Annotated in this window: 11 protein-coding genes; 8 read left to right on the top strand and 3 right to left on the bottom strand. The window is 72.8% G+C overall.

Translation table 11 applies throughout. The features are described 5' to 3' along the window. Positions 1-41: 41 nt before the first annotated feature. Positions 42-1256, bottom strand: a complete 1215-nt coding sequence (locus OG896_RS29070; RefSeq protein WP_329370083.1) for a helix-turn-helix domain-containing protein — start codon at positions 1254-1256, stop codon at positions 42-44. 377 nt (positions 1257-1633) lie between these two features. On the opposite strand from OG896_RS29070, the gene OG896_RS29065 reads away from it, so the two are divergent. The 3 genes from OG896_RS29065 to OG896_RS29055 all read left to right on the top strand — a co-directional run bounded on the left by OG896_RS29065 (position 1634) and on the right by OG896_RS29055 (position 5070). Then, on the top strand, positions 1634-3265 hold the full coding sequence (locus OG896_RS29065) for a phytoene desaturase family protein (protein ID WP_329370082.1): 1632 nt from the start codon (positions 1634-1636) through the stop codon (positions 3263-3265). Next, positions 3262-4386 (top strand): magnesium/cobalt transporter CorA, encoded by a 1125-nt coding sequence (gene corA, locus OG896_RS29060; protein ID WP_329370080.1) that lies wholly within the window; start codon positions 3262-3264, stop codon positions 4384-4386. Before OG896_RS29065 ends, corA begins: the two co-directional genes overlap by 4 nt. 81 nt (positions 4387-4467) lie before the next feature. Then, positions 4468-5070: a hypothetical protein gene (locus OG896_RS29055; RefSeq protein ID WP_329370078.1), complete on the top strand. Its 603-nt coding sequence runs from the start codon at positions 4468-4470 to the stop codon at positions 5068-5070. Here OG896_RS29055 and OG896_RS29050 read toward each other — a convergent pair. Beyond that, on the bottom strand, positions 5045-6163 hold the full coding sequence (locus OG896_RS29050; protein ID WP_443057167.1) for a small ribosomal subunit Rsm22 family protein: 1119 nt from the start codon (positions 6161-6163) through the stop codon (positions 5045-5047). The two genes, OG896_RS29055 and OG896_RS29050, sit on opposite strands and share 26 nt — an antisense overlap. 471 nt (positions 6164-6634) lie before the next feature. Between OG896_RS29050 and OG896_RS29045 the strand changes: the two genes are divergently transcribed. Then, positions 6635-8188, top strand: a complete 1554-nt coding sequence (locus OG896_RS29045; protein WP_329370076.1) for a sugar transferase — start codon at positions 6635-6637, stop codon at positions 8186-8188. A gap of 164 nt (positions 8189-8352) precedes the next feature. Here the strand turns inward: OG896_RS29045 and OG896_RS29040 are convergent, their stop codons facing one another. Continuing rightward, positions 8353-9303, bottom strand: a complete 951-nt coding sequence (locus OG896_RS29040; RefSeq protein ID WP_329370074.1) for a GDP-L-fucose synthase family protein — start codon at positions 9301-9303, stop codon at positions 8353-8355. Positions 9304-9495: 192 nt separating this feature from the next. Between OG896_RS29040 and gmd the strand changes: the two genes are divergently transcribed. From gmd to OG896_RS29020, 4 genes are all read left to right on the top strand, one after another. Beyond that, positions 9496-10509: a GDP-mannose 4,6-dehydratase gene (gene gmd / locus OG896_RS29035; protein WP_329374351.1), complete on the top strand. Its 1014-nt coding sequence runs from the start codon at positions 9496-9498 to the stop codon at positions 10507-10509. Positions 10510-10577: 68 nt separating this feature from the next. Further along, positions 10578-12803, top strand: a complete 2226-nt coding sequence (locus OG896_RS29030) for a LamG-like jellyroll fold domain-containing protein (RefSeq protein WP_329370072.1) — start codon at positions 10578-10580, stop codon at positions 12801-12803. Beyond that, positions 12800-13579, top strand: a complete 780-nt coding sequence (locus OG896_RS29025; RefSeq protein WP_329370071.1) for a hypothetical protein — start codon at positions 12800-12802, stop codon at positions 13577-13579. Before OG896_RS29030 ends, OG896_RS29025 begins: the two co-directional genes overlap by 4 nt. Next, entirely contained in the window at positions 13576-14400 is an 825-nt protein-coding gene (locus OG896_RS29020) for a glycosyltransferase family 2 protein (protein WP_329370070.1), read from the top strand. Before OG896_RS29025 ends, OG896_RS29020 begins: the two co-directional genes overlap by 4 nt. The last annotated feature ends 23 nt before the right edge of the window (positions 14401-14423 follow it).

Genomic DNA, 14423 nt, shown 5'->3' with positions numbered 1-14423 from the left:
CGAGGTCCGTGACAGGGACGCCACGTCCCACTTTGAGGACGTTAAAAAGCGACTCCCACGAACTCGGCCAGTGCCCGCAACCCGGCTGGGTGGTTGGGCAGCGACCACAGATCGCGCACGATGGCGACGGCGAGAGTGTGGTGCTGCATCCATGTCGGCGCCACCCGACGCAGCGACTCCAAGGTCTTGACCGCGCCGGACGCGTCCCCGAGGTCGGTGTGGGCACGTGCCACGTCAAGGAGCAGCCAGGTGCGCCATGACGGAGGGGTGTCCTTCGAAAGGCGCATGCCCTTGGCCAACTTCAGGGCGTCCTCAGGGTGGCCGTATTGGACGGCCAAACGAACGCGCTCGATCCGGACGGATGACGGACTGAAGACACTGACCATGCGGTTGTCGGTGCCAGCGGGAAGCTTGGAGACGTGGGCGGCCTCCTTCTCTGCCGCCTCCATCATCTTCGTCGCCCGCGCGTAGTCGCTGTTTCTGGCAGCCGACGTGGCGGCACTCATGGTCAAGGCGCCCCATACCTTCAACCCGTCAGCCGTGCCCGTGTGACCGGCGGCCTTCATCGCGTCGGCGGCGCGCAGAGCAACGCCCAGGGCATCGGCGAGCCGCCCCTGCCGTTGATACGTCCAAGCCACGGAATTCACGATCATGGGTACGAGCAGCGGGTCCGACGAGCACCCGGCCGCGTCTACCGCACGCTCCAGACTCGTCAACGCCAAGTCGGTCTTCCCCATGCGGACAGCGACATGCCCGCCGAGTTGAAGTGCCTTGCCGAGAGCGGCGAACCCGGCTCCTCGGCCCTTCTCACTGCCGGTGACGGCGGCTGAACGCGCATCGGCAATCAGCCCCGGAAGCACCTTCATCACGATGTCGAACTCAGCCGCGTGGTAATGCGTCCAAGCGTCCGCGATCTGCTCGCGCAGACGGTCCAAGGAGAAGTCCGGACCGATCGGAGGTGGCGGCGGCTCCCAGAGAGTGGGCATGATCGCGCGACGCACAGCAACGAAGCGCGGACCATCGTTCTCACCGGTCGCGGCAACCGCCGGAGGGTCGCCCAGGAGCGTCGTCAGCTCCACGCCCAGACCGTTGGCAAGCGCATGCAGCGTGGGAAGCCTCGCCGAGTGCTTCCGTCCTTGCTCCAACTGACGAATGACGTCGACCGACACCTCAGAGCGCTCAGCCAGTTCTTCCTGCGTCAGGTCAGCCAACCGCCGCAGGCGTCGCAGCGTCCGTCCCAGGTCCTCACTTGCCACGTCCTCACGGTACGCCGTCATCCTGATCCAGCCAGAGCGCCATCGCTGGACCAGACAGCCCCGAATACCGTGACCAGCTGAGGCAAGGGCCAGAACCCGGACACCTTCCCCCTTCGCCTTTTCCGCAGGTCACACCGGCCAAAGCGTCACGCGCTAGCCCACGGGAACGGTAGAACGGTGCGTAGAGAAGGGGTACCTCGCGCAGTTCCCGCGCCCCTGAGTCTGAGTAGGTGCGGCTTGAACCGTGCTTGGCGCGGGAGGAGCCGCAGTGCCCCAGGGGCGCGGGGAACTGCGCGCGCAACCGCCCACCGAGGGGTGGTCCCTCGACCGGCAGAACGGGGCAGCCGGGCGGGTCAGGGGCACCGTAGAGTGCCGGGATGGACGTTTCGAGCGGTGCGCAGCACGACGCGGTGATCGTGGGCGGCGGCCACAACGGACTGGTGGCCGCCGCGTACCTCGCCAGAGCCGGCCGCAGCGTGCTGCTGCTGGAGCGCCTGCCGGCGACCGGCGGCGCCGCGGTGTCGACGCGGGCGTTCACCGGGGTGGACGCCCGCCTCTCCCGCTACTCGTACCTGGTGAGCCTGCTCCCCCGCAAGATCGTCGACGACCTGGACCTGCGCTTCGCGGTGCGCCGCCGCCGCATCTCGTCGTACACCCCGCACGGCGACAGCGGGCTGCTGGTGGACGCGGAGGACACCGCGCGCACCCGGGAGCAGTTCGCGCGGCTGACCGGCTCGGAGCGGGACTTCGAGGCGTGGCAGCGCTTCTACGCGATGACCGGGCACGTCGCGCGGCAGGTCTTCCCGACGCTGACCGAGCCGCTGCCGACCCGGGCGGAGCTGGAGCGCAGGGTGGGCGATCCGGCCGCGTGGGAAGCGCTGTTCGAACGGCCGCTCGGCGAGACCGTGGAGGCCGCGTTCACCGACGACGTGGTGCGCGGCGTGGTCCTCACCGACGCGCTGATCGGCACGTTCAGCCACGCCCACGACCCGTCCCTGCGGCAGAACCGCTGCTTCCTGTACCACGTGATCGGGGGCGGCACCGGCGACTGGGACGTGCCGATCGGCGGGATGGGCGCGTTCACGGACGCGCTCGCGGCCGCCGCCCGTGCGGCGGGCGCGCGGATCGTGACCGGCGCGGAGGTGACCGGGATCGCGACGGACGGCAAGGTCGCGGAGGTGACGTACGAGGACGCCGGGAGCGGCCGGACTTGTACCGTCGCGGCCCGCGACGTGCTGGTCAACGCCTCCCCGGACGCGCTCGCCGGCCTGCTCGGCGCCGCGCACCCGCCCCGGCCGGAGGGCGCGCAGCTCAAGGTGAACATGCTGCTGCGCCGCCTGCCGCGGCTGCGGGACCGCGCGGTGGACCCGCGGGACGCGTTCGCCGGCACCTTCCATGTCGCCGAGGGGTACGGGCAGTTGCAGACGGCGTACGAGCAGGCGGCGGCCGGGCGGGTGCCGGACGCGCCGCCGTCGGAGATCTACTGCCACTCGCTGACCGACCCGTCGATCCTCTCCCCCGAGCTGGCCGCGACCGGCGCGCACACCCTCACCCTCTTCGGGCTGCACGCGCCCGCCCGGCTCTTCGCGGCCGACCCGGAGGGCACCAAGCGGGAGTTGCTGGCCGCGACGCTGGCCCAGCTCGACGCGGTGCTCGCCGAACCGCTGGCGGACTGCCTGGCCACCGACGCGGACGGGCGGCCGTGCCTGGAGGCGAAGTCGCCGCTCGACCTGGAGCGGGAGGTGGGGCTGCCGGGCGGCCACATCTTCCACCGCGACCTGTCCTGGCCGTACGCCGACGAGGAGCCGGACGGGCAGAGGGCCGGGGCGGCGGACGGGGGCCGGTACGGTGATACCGGCGCCGATGTGACCCAGGCCACAGGGCGTTGGGGGGTCGGCACCGGATGTGCGAACGTCTTCCTCTGCGGGGCGGGCGCGGTCCGCGGCGGCGGAGTCAGCGGCGTCCCCGGGCACAACGCGGCAAGAGCGGTACTGGAGAAGGCACGATGACGAACAGGCCCGCGGTGATCCACCGCAAGGACGGTTCCCGGCGCGGTTTCGGCCGCCAGTGGCGGCGCACCGGGCAGTGGCACTCCCTCGACGGCGAGGGCGACCTGCCCGAGCAGCGGCGCTGCACCGCCGACGTGGTGGTGGACTGCGCGGTCTACGAGGACGGCTGCCGGGCCGCCTCCCTGCCCCCGCAGCAGGCCCTGGACGAGGCCCGCAAGCGCGGCGGCTTCGCGTGGATAGGGCTGCACGAGCCGGACGCGGAGCACCTGGAGGAGATCGCGGAGGTCTTCGGGCTGCACCCGCTCGCGGTCGAGGACGCCGTCCACGCCCACCAGCGGCCGAAGCTGGAGCGCTACGGCGACACCCTCTTCCTCGTCCTGAAGACCGTCGTCTTCGTCGAGCACGAGAAGCTCACCGCGACCAGCGAGGTGGTCGACACCGGCGAGGTGATGATCTTCCTCGGCCCCGACTTCGTGGTCGTGGTCCGGCACGGCAGCGCGCCGGGCCTGGCCCGGGTCAGGCGCGCCCTGGAGAGCCGCCCGGAGATGCTCGCGCACGGCCCGTCCGCCGTGCTGCACGCCATCACCGACCAGGTCGTCGACGACTACCTCGACGTCGCCGACGCGGTCGAACTCGACGTCGACACCCTGGAGTCCGACGTCTTCTCGCCCGAGCACGGCGACGACGCCAGCCGCATCTACCAACTCAAGCGCGAGCTCATCGAGTTCAAGCGCGCCGTCTTCCCGATGGCCCGGCCGCTGGAACGCCTCACCGAGGGCGCCGACGGCCTGATCAACACCGAGATGGGCCGCTACTTCCGCGACGTCGCCGACCACCTCTCGCACGTCCGCGAACACCTCATCGCCTACGGCGAGTTGGTGGACGGCCTGCTGTCGGCCAACCTCAGCCAGCTCGCCGTGCAGCAGAACGTCGACATGCGCCGGATCAGCGCGGGCGCCGCGATCCTCGCCATCCCGACGATGATCGCCGGCTTCTACGGCATGAACTTCCACCACATGCCCGAACTCGGCTGGACCTACGGCTACCCGATCATGCTCGGCGTCACCGCCGTCCTGTCCGGCCTGTGCTACCGCGCCTTCCACCGCGTCGGCTGGTTGTGACCGGCCGGAACCGACACCCCCACCGCTCCCGTCCTCCCCGGCAGGACGCCCGGAACCCGCAGGGCTCCCAGGGGAGTTGACATGGCGGCAGAACGGCACGGCGCCAACGGGCTCGCGGCACCGCGGAATCGCACCAGGGCCGCGCCCGACCGTCCCGCCCGCGCACCGGGTTCGGCGGCGTCCGCGCGGGGTGTACGGCGTAGCGGCGCCGCGCTCCTGATCGGCGCCTGCGCGGTCGCGCTCGCCGCGTGCTCCGGGTCCGGCTCGGATACGGGGTCCCCCGCGCGGTCGGCGTCCGGCGCCGCCGGTGCCGCGCCCTCGGTCTCGCGGGCCGCCTCCGCTGCCACGCTGAGCGCCGTCGCCGAGCCCGCCCTCGACCTCGTCGGCCGGTACCGTCCGGCCGGCTACCTCGGCGGGCCGGTCGCGTCGGGCTACGACTGGGCCGCGCACACCGGGGAGGAGATCGCCGAGACACTGCCCGGCCCGCACCTCTTCCAGATCGCCTGCTCGGGCAGCGGCCACCTCACCGTACGGGCGCGGGGCGGGACGAAGGACGTGGTCTGCGGCGGCGGGGCGGTGGCCGTGCCGTTCCGCGGAAAGCTCGACGCTCTCGTGGACGGCGCGGCCGGCGACAGCGGCGTCTACGCCTGGCGCGTGCTCAGCGGGGGTCGGCGGAATCCGTAGCGGGGCCCGGCCCGGCCGGCGGCTGGTCCGGCGGCCACGGGTCGCCCCAACGGGCGTCGCGTGCCTCGCGGTAGAGGGGGCCCTGGCGCTTGCTGACGGTGGTGCGGGTGAGGTCGCCGGCGGCGGCGCACAGGTCGAGCAGCACCTGGCCCTTGCGGGTCTGGGGGTGGCGGACGACGCGGTTCGCGGCGGGCACCGCCGCCGAGCCCGTCACCTCAGCGGACCCGGCGGACCCGGAGGCCTCAGCCGAATCCCCCGGCCCCGCGGGACGGGCCGCGGCGACGTAGCTGAACTTCTCGTCCTCGTACGGCAGGGTGCCGCCCTTGACCTGGCGGTGCAGGGCCGAGCGGTGGACGCGCGCGGCGAAGTGGCACCAGTCGGTGCCGGTGACCGGGCACGGACCGCTGTGCGGGCAGGGCGCGAGGACGGTGAACCCGGCGGCGACGAGGCGGTCCCGGGCACCGATGATCCGCGCGTAGCCGTCGGGGGTGCCGGGTTCGGCGACGAGCGCCACGCCCCCGGGCCGGGTCGCCGCGGCGGCGGCCCCGACCAGGGCGGCGCGGTCACCGGGGGTCAGCTCGCCGAGCACGTAGGAGACGGTCACGAGGTCGGCGGCGGGCAGGGCGGGCGCGCCGGACAGCGGAGCGCGGGTCCAGGTCGTGGCGCGCACGGACGGCGTCGCGGAGTCCGCGGCGAGCGCGCGGCCGAGGTCGAGGGCGGCCGCCGACCAGTCCAGTACGGTGCCGGCCGGGCCGTCCGCCCCGGGCCAGACGTCTCCGACCGCCCACCGCGCGGCGCCGGTGCCACCGCCGAGGTCGAGATGCGTGGCCGGGGTCCAGCCCGCGGTACGGGCGTGCAGCGCCGCGAGCGCGGAGCGCGCGGCGGCGTACGTGGCGGGCATCCGGTACGCGGCGTAGGCCGCCGCGTCGGCGGCGTCGCGCAGCACGGGCACGGCGGTCGGCGTGGCGCCGCGGTAGTGCTCGATCAGCCGGTCCACCTGGGCGGACGCCTGGGTCGGGGCGGTGGCGGCGAGCCTGCGGGTGAGCGCGGCGGCGAGATCGTCGGGCAGGTGCACAGTGGGAACGAGAGACACGACGTCCTACTGTAAGGGGCGTTCGACCAGGGTTTCTCCCCTTACCGCACCCCTGGCGCTGCGGCCGGTCCCGCGCTATACACCGTCGAGCTGACCGTCTGCGGCACGAAGGTCAACTCTGTCATGACATCGACTCGAATATGTGCAATCGGCAGCGGAACGGGCCCTACGTGGCTTAGCGTTCGCTGGTGTCACGGAGCGCCAGCACTTGGGGAAGTGCTGGGGCTCCACGTCGGTCGCGAGGTGCCAGGGGGGTCCATGCGGCGTAGCGAAACAACCCCGGCAACACCTGCCCTGCCCGGAACATCCGTAGACAGTGAGCCACCACCAAGATCCGCGCGCGGCGGCGCACGGCACGCGATAGGCACCAGGGCATCGGCGCGCACCGATGCCCTTGCCGCGCACGCGATGCCGGCCGCGCACGCCACCTCCACCGTGTCCGCCCTTCCCGCTGTTCCCACCGTTCCCGTGTTGTCCGGTGCGCCCGGGCTGCCGCACGCGGCCGGCACGCCCGGAAGACCCGGGGGCGCGCCCGGCGGCTCCTGTCGGGCCCGTGCCGCGCGCGCCCTGCACGGCTGGCACGGCGTCCACCGCGTGCACAGCGCCCACGGCGCCCACGGCGACAAGGCGCCCTGGTACCTGCCGTTGACGCTGACCGTCGACGCGCTGGGCGCCGCTCTCCCGCTGGCCTCGCTCCTGCACCGCACCGGCCGGCCGCACGCCGCCGTCTGCGGCGCGTTGGCGGCCGCGGCCTGGCTCGCGGTACGCGCCTGCCGCCGCCGCTACACCGCCGCCGCGCTCGGCGAGAGCAGCGGCCTGGCCGCCGTACTCGGCGACTGGCTGGTACTGCTCGGTGTCCTGGCCGTGCTGCGCACCGCGTTCGAGGAGAACGCGAGCGCGTCCCTGTCCCTCGCCGGGATCGGCGTCGCACCGCTGCTGGCCACGGCCACGCGTGCCGCCACTCACCGCCACCTGACCGCCGCCCGGCACTCCGCCCGAGCGGTCCGCAGGGTGCTGGTGATCGGCGAACCGAGCGCCGCCGACCACGTGGTGGGCCACCTCACGGCCAGGACCGGGCACGCCTACCTGGTGGTCGGGGTGGTGCCGGTGGGCGGCGCGAAGCTGGAGTGCGCGGCGCCGGTCACCTCCCGGCTCGGCCCGGTCACGCCCTCCGGCCCGGCCGAGGACGCGGGCATCGTGCTGGGCGCGGTCCGCGAGCACCGGGCCGAACTCGTCCTGGTCTCGCCGGGTCCACGACTGACCGCCGAGCGGCTGCGCCGCCTGTCGTGGGCGCTGCACGACGCGGACGTGCCGCTCGCCGTGGTGCCGGGCCTGGTGGACGTGGGCCTGGCCCGGATGCGGCTCGACACGCCCGCCGGCCTGGCGCTGCTGCACATCGCGCCGCCGACCCGGGCCGGTACCCCGGTCGCGGTGAAGACCGCGGTGGACCGGACCGGCGCGGCCCTCGGACTGCTGCTGCTCGCCCCGCTGTTCGCGGTGCTGGCCTCCGCGATCCGGCTCACCTCGCCGGGCCCGGCCTTCCACCGGCAGATCCGGTACGGGCGGGCGGGCGCGCCGTTCACCATGTGGAAGTTCCGCACGATGGTGGTCGACGCGGAGTCCCGCAGGCCCGAGTTGGAGCTGTCCGGCGGCAACGAGAACGACGGGCTGATGTTCAAGATGCGCCGCGACCCGCGGATCACCCGGATCGGCCGGGTGCTGCGGCGCTGCTCGCTGGACGAGCTGCCGCAGCTGCTGAACGTGCTGCGCGGCGACATGTCGCTGGTCGGCCCGCGCCCGCCGCTGCCCGACGAGGTGGCCCGCTACGACGAGGTGGCCCGCCGCCGCCTCGCGGTGCGCCCGGGCATCACCGGGCTGTGGCAGGTCAGCGGGCGCAGCGAGCTGTCGTGGGACGAGACGCTGGCGATCGACCTGCGGTACGTCGACAACTGGTCGCTGGCCGGCGACGTGGACGTGATGGCCCGTACCCTGCGGGCGGTCGTCGACGGACGCGGGGCCTACTGATGGAGCGGCCAAGAACCGCGCGAGGGCCCGAGCCCGGCACCGGCCTCGGGCGCACGCTCGGAGTACGCGCCGCCGGATCACGCGGTAACGGATCGCGCGGCGCCGGCTTACGCGGTGCCGAACCCGGGTTACACGGCGCCGGATTACGCGGTGCCGGGCCCGGATTACGCGGCGCCGGCGCCCTGTTCGGCCCGCCAGCCCGCGTACACCGACGCGATCCCGTCGCGCAGCGCGATCCGCGGCTGCCAGCCCAGCGACCGCAGCCGGGACACGTCCAGCAGCTTGCGCGGGGTGCCGTCGGGCTTGCCGGTGTCCCAGCCGATGGTGCCGCGGTAGCCGACCACGTCCCTTACCGTCTCGGCGAGTTCGCGGACGGTCAGGTCCGCACCGCAGCCGACGTTGACCGGTTCGTCGGCGTCGTACTCCCGCAGCAGCAGCGCGCAGGCCGACGCGAGGTCGTCCACGTGCAGGAACTCGCGGCGCGGGGTGCCGCTGCCCCACAGCACCAGTTCGGGCAGCCGGTCGCGTTCGGCCTCGTGGAAGCGGCGGATCAGCGCGGGCAGCACGTGCGAGGTGGCGAGGTCGAAGTTGTCGCCGGGGCCGTAGAGGTTGGTCGGCATCGCCGAGACGAACCCGGCACCGTACTGCCGCCGGTAGGACCGCACCTGGACGATGCCGGCGATCTTCGCGAGGGCGTACGCCTCGTTGGTGGGCTCCAACGGGCCGGTGAGCAGGGCCTCTTCGCGGATCGGCTGGTCGGCCAGCCGAGGGTAGATGCAGCTGGAGCCGAGGAACAGCAGCCGGCGGACGCCTGCTTGGTGGGCGCCGGCGATCACGCTCAACTGGATGCCGAGGTTGTCCTCCAGGAACTGCACCGGGTAGGTCGAGTTGGCCATGATCCCCCCGACCCGGGCGGCGGCCAGCACCACCGCGTCCGGCCGGGTGTCGCGCAGGTAGGCGGCGGTGCCGGCGGCGTCGCGCAGGTCGAGTTCGGCGCGGGTCCGGGTCAGCACCCGGTGGCCGTCGGCGGTCAGCCGGCGGGCGATCGCGGAACCGACCAGCCCGCGGTGGCCGGCGACGAATATCCGGGCGCCGGGCGGCAGCAGTTCGGTCATGGCGGCGATTGTGCCAGCCGTTCGGGGCGGCATGGTGCCGATCCCCCTATTCCGCCGATTCCGTGAATTGCCCTGACAGCCTGTCCCGGGTGCGTGCCTGACCGACCGCACACCGACGGCCCGGCTTTGCGGCCCCGGCCACGGCCACGGGTCCGGCAACCGGCCCCGACCACTCCACCCTTGGGGGAACACGTGGGCAAGACCGCCCTCATCACCGGCGTCACCGGGCAGGACGGCTCGTACCTGGCCGAACTGCTGCTGTCCAAGGGCTACACGGTGCACGGCATCGTGCGCCGCTCCTCGTCCTTCAACACCGAGCGGATCGACCACATCTACCAGGACCCGCAGGAGGCCCACCGGTCGCTGGTGCTCCACCACGCCGACCTGTCCGACGGGGTGGCGCTGGTGAACCTGCTGCGCGACGTCCAGCCGGGCGAGATCTACAACCTCGGCGCCCAGTCGCATGTGCGGGTCTCCTTCGACGCCCCGATGTACACCGGCGACGTCACCGGCCTGGGCGCGCTGCGGCTGCTGGAGGCAGTCCGGGCCAGCGGTATCGGCGCCCGCGTCTACCAGGCCTCCTCCTCCGAGATGTTCGGCGCCACCCCGCCCCCGCAGCACGAGGGCACCCCCTTCCACCCGCGCAGCCCCTACGCCTGCGCGAAGGTCTTCGGTTACTGGGCGACGGTCAACTACCGTGAGGCGTACGGGATGTACGCGGTGAACGGCATCCTGTTCAACCACGAGTCACCGCGCCGCGGCGAGACCTTCGTGACCCGCAAGATCACCCGCGCAGTGGCCCGGATCAAGGCCGGCCTGCAACAGCGGCTCTACCTCGGCAACCTGGACGCGGTCCGCGACTGGGGCTACGCACCGGAGTACGTGGACGCGATGTGGCGGATGCTGCAACGGGACGAGCCCGAGGACTACGTGGTGGCCACCGGACGGGCCGCCACCGTACGGCAGTTCCTCGACACGGCGTTCGCGCACGCCGACCTCGACCCGGCCGAGCATGTGCGCTACGACCCCAAGTACGAGCGGCCCAGCGAAGTGGACGCGCTCATCGGCGACGCCTCCAAGGCCGGCGACCTGCTCGGCTGGCGACCACAGGTCAGGGTCGAGGAGCTGGCCCGGCTGATGGTGGACGCCGACATGCGGCAGGTGGCGGATCAGCTCGCGGGCGCGAGCGTCCGCATCGACCGGTAGCGCCGAGGCGAGAGCTTCGGCACCTTCCCGCACCACCCCGGGCACCATTCCGTAGAGGAGAGCAACGCATGCGCAGATGGCCGGTGTTGACGGCTGCCCTCGCCTTGGCAGCCGCGGCTTTGGGGATCGTGGGGCCGCCCCCGGCGACCGCACTGCAACCACCCGTCGGCATCACCGCCGGGAACCTGCCCACCTACCAGACCAACGGCATCGTCTGGGCGATGGCACAGTCCGGCGGCGACGTCTTCGCCGGCGGCACCTTCTCCACGATCCGCCCGCCGGGGGCCGCCGCCGGCACCAGCGAGACCGCGGCCGGGAACTTCGCGTCGTTCAACGCGGCCACCGGCCAACCGGCAGGCTGCCAGCCCGCGTTCACCGTGGGTTCGAACAACGCCACGGTACGGGCGCTGGCGGTCTCCCCCGACGGCAAGACGCTGTACGCGGGCGGCTTCTTCGGCTCGGCCGGCGGCACCGGCGTGAGCAGCCTGGCCGCGATCGACCTGGCCACCTGCGCCGTCAGCACCACCTTCCGGCCGGCGGTGAGCGGCACGGTGCGCACCATCGTGGCCACCGACGACGCGGTGTACTTCGGCGGCGACGTCACCTCCGTCGACGGCGCCACCCGGCACCGCTACGCGGCGGTCAGCGCCGCCAACGGCGCGCTGCTGCCGTGGGCGCCCGACGTCGACAACCCCGGCCGGGCGCTCGCGCTGACCCCGAACGGCAAGGACGCCATCCTCGGCGGTGACTTCAACACCGTCGACGGCGCCGACTCGCACTCCCTCGCGGTCGTCGACGCCACCACCGGCGGCACGCTGGTGAAGGCGTACCCGACCGGCTTCTTCGACGCGGCCTCCGTCACCAAGACCATCTACGTCGACCCGGCGAGCAACAGCTTCTACACCGGCAACGAGGGCACCGGCGGCGGTGTCTTCGACGGCCGGGCCCGCTTCAGCCTCACCGACTTCAGCCAGGTCTGGCGGGACAACTGCCTGGGGGCCACCCAGACGGTCGCGGTCTACCAGAGCGTGCTGTACAGCGGCAGCCACGCCCACGACTGCTCCAGCATGGGCGAGTACCCGAACTCGGTGCGCAAGCACCTGCTCGCCGAGCCGGTCGGCGACCCGCACCTGGTGTCGTGGTTCCCCGACACCAACGACGGGATCGGCGAGCAGATCGGCCCGCGGGTGATGTCGTTCTCCTCGGTCGGCTCCACCGAATACCTGTGGGTCGGCGGGGAGTTCACCACCGTCAACGGCACCGCGCAGCAGGGCCTGACCCGCTTCCCCAGCTCCCCGGACACCACTGCCCCGAGCCTGCCGCAGACCTCGGTGACCAGCATCAACCCGAAGTCGGTGAAGGTCAGTTGGCAGTCGAGCCTCGACCTCGACGACAGCCTGCTGACCTACCGGGTGTACCGCAACGGCTCGACCACGCCGATCTACACCACCACCGGCAGCTCGCTTCCGTGGGTGCGCCCGCAGATCACCTTCACCGACACCGACGTCACCCCGGGCGTGAAGTACACCTACCGGGTCTCGGCGAGCGACGGCACCAACACCACCGCGCTGTCGCCGAACGCGTCCGCGACGGTGCCGACTTCGGCCGAGGCGTACCCGACGAAGGTGCTCGCCGACGGCGCGACGCTGTACTGGCGGTACGACGCGGCGTCCGGCTCCTACACGGCGGACTCCTCGGCGTCCGACGACAGCGGGGTCAGCGTCGGCGGCCCGGTGCACGGCGTGACACCGGGCGCGGTGCCGGGCTCCAAGGCGTACACGTTCAACGGCACCTCGCAGTGGACGTACAGCGACCGGCAGCATCCGCAGCCGAAGCAGTACAGCGTCGAGGCGTGGTTCAAGACCACGACCACCAAGGGCGGGAAGATCATCGGCTTCGGCAACGACCCCACCCAGACCAGCGTCCACTACGACAAGCACATCTACATGCTCAACAGCGGGCAGTTGGTCTTCGGCATCAACTCCCCCAAGGTCCAGACGATCACCACCTCGGCGAAGTACAACAACGGCGTCTGGCACCACGTGGTCGCCACCGAGGGCACCGGCGGCTCGAAGCTCTACGTCGACGGCGTGCTCAAGGGGTCGAACACGGCCATGACCGGCAGCGAGGCGTACGCCGGCTACTGGCGGGTCGGCGGTGACAACCTCAACGGCTGGCCGACCCGGCCCACCAGCGACGACCTGGCCGGCTCGATCGACGAGGCCGCGGTCTACCCGACCGTGCTGACGGCCGCGCAGGTCGCGAGCCACTACGCGCTCAGGACCGCCGGGTGACCGGCGTCCGACGCCGCACCGCCGTCGCCGCCGTCCTCGTGACGGCGGCGGTGGCGCTGCTCGGCGGCTGCGGAAGCGGCGGGCACGGGGGCGGGGCCGATCACCGCCCGTCCGTGGCGGCCGGCGCCCCCACCGGCCCGGCCGCGAGCGGCGGTTCGAGCACCAGCGACTCCTCGGAGGCGCCCGGCTCCGCCGCCGACGGCCCCAAGGTGCCCGACGACCAGCTCACCCCACCCGGCGGCGGCTCCTTCAGCACGAAGGACAAGAAGTACCTGTCCGGGCGGGTGCCCAAGGGCGACGACCCGGTCGCCGTGCTCGAAGGCGGCCAGGAGGTGTGCGAACGGCTGACCCGTACCTCCGCGATCGACCCGGCCGCCTCCGCCAGCGCCATCGTCACCGGCGACATCAGCAGGTCCGGTGCCACCGCGGCCGTACGCACCCTGTGCCCCGACCAGCGCTACGTCCTCGACGCGGCCGCGCGCGGCTTCGCCGACGGCAGCTTCGCCGTCGCCGCCGCACCGGTCGCCGGCAGGTCCGTCGCCCCCGGCCGTTACCAGGCGCCGGCCGTCTCCCCCAGTTGCACCTGGCGGGTGACCGGCGCCCACGGCAAGACCCTCGCCTCGGGTTCGACCGGCACCGCGGCGAAGGCCGTGCTGACGGTGCCGGCCACGGCGGAGACGGTCACCTCCAGCGGCTGCTACGCCTGGCTGCCCCCGCTCGCCGCACCGGCCCGCTCCGCCACCGCATCCCCCACCCCCTCCGGAGGGACCTCGTGAACAAGCTCCCGCTGGTCGTGGTCATCCCCACCAAGAACGAGGCGGAGAACATCGCCCGTACGGTCTCCTCGGTCATCGACCACGTCGAGGCGGTGGTCGTGGTCGACTCGCACAGCACCGACGACACCTGCAAGATCGCGGCGCGGCTGGGCGCGCAGGTGGTCGACTACACCTGGGACGGCCGGTATCCGAAGAAGAAGCAGTGGTGCCTGGACCGGGTGCGCACCGAGATCCCGTGGCTGCTCTTCCTCGACGGCGACGAGACGCCCAGCCCCGAGTTGCTGGGCGAGCTGCGGACCGTGTTCGCGGCCGGACCGCCCTCGGTCGCCGCGTTCGACATCCCGCTGGGCTACTGGTTCGCCGGGCGGCGGCTGCGGCACGGCCACACCATCGTCAAGCGGGTCCTGCTGGACCGCACCCGCTGCCACTTCCCGGAACTCGGCGACCTCGACGCCCCCGGGATGGGCGAGCAGGAGGGCCACTACCAGCCGGTCGCGCCGTCCGCGGCCCGGTTGCGCGCCCCGATCGAGCACGAGGACCTCGACCCGGTGCGCACCTGGTTCGACCGGCACAACCGCTACTCCGACTGGGAGGCGTGGCTCGAACTCAACCCCTCGGTGAAGGAGGCCATCCGCAAGGTCAAGTCCCGCCAGGGGCAGCTCTTCCACCAGGCGCCGTTCAAACCGCTGGTCTCCTTCGCCTACGCCTACGTCTACCGGCGCGGCTTCCTCGACGGCCGCGCCGGCCTGGACTACGCGCTGGCGATGAGCTTCTACCGCTGGCAGATCGGCCTCAAGGCGCGGGAGAACCAGCGGGGTTGAGCGGATCTCCCGACGCGGCGGCG

It is taken from the genome of Streptomyces sp. NBC_00669 (assembly GCF_036226785.1).
Lineage (GTDB): Bacteria > Actinomycetota > Actinomycetes > Streptomycetales > Streptomycetaceae > Actinacidiphila.
This window is presented reverse-complemented; position numbering and strand designations above follow the sequence as displayed.

What these genes read in the sequence shown, in the direction of transcription:
- OG896_RS29065 (WP_329370082.1), top strand. Translation starts at nt 1,634, where the DNA reads ATGGACGTTTCGAGCGGTGCGCAGCACGACGCGGTGATCGTGGGCGGC.
- corA (WP_329370080.1), top strand. Translation starts at nt 3,262, where the DNA reads ATGACGAACAGGCCCGCGGTGATCCACCGCAAGGACGGTTCCCGGCGC.
- OG896_RS29055 (WP_329370078.1), top strand. Translation starts at nt 4,468, where the DNA reads ATGGCGGCAGAACGGCACGGCGCCAACGGGCTCGCGGCACCGCGGAAT.
- OG896_RS29040 (WP_329370074.1), bottom strand. Translation starts at nt 9,303, where the DNA reads ATGACCGAACTGCTGCCGCCCGGCGCCCGGATATTCGTCGCCGGCCAC.
- OG896_RS29030 (WP_329370072.1), top strand. Translation starts at nt 10,578, where the DNA reads ATGCGCAGATGGCCGGTGTTGACGGCTGCCCTCGCCTTGGCAGCCGCG.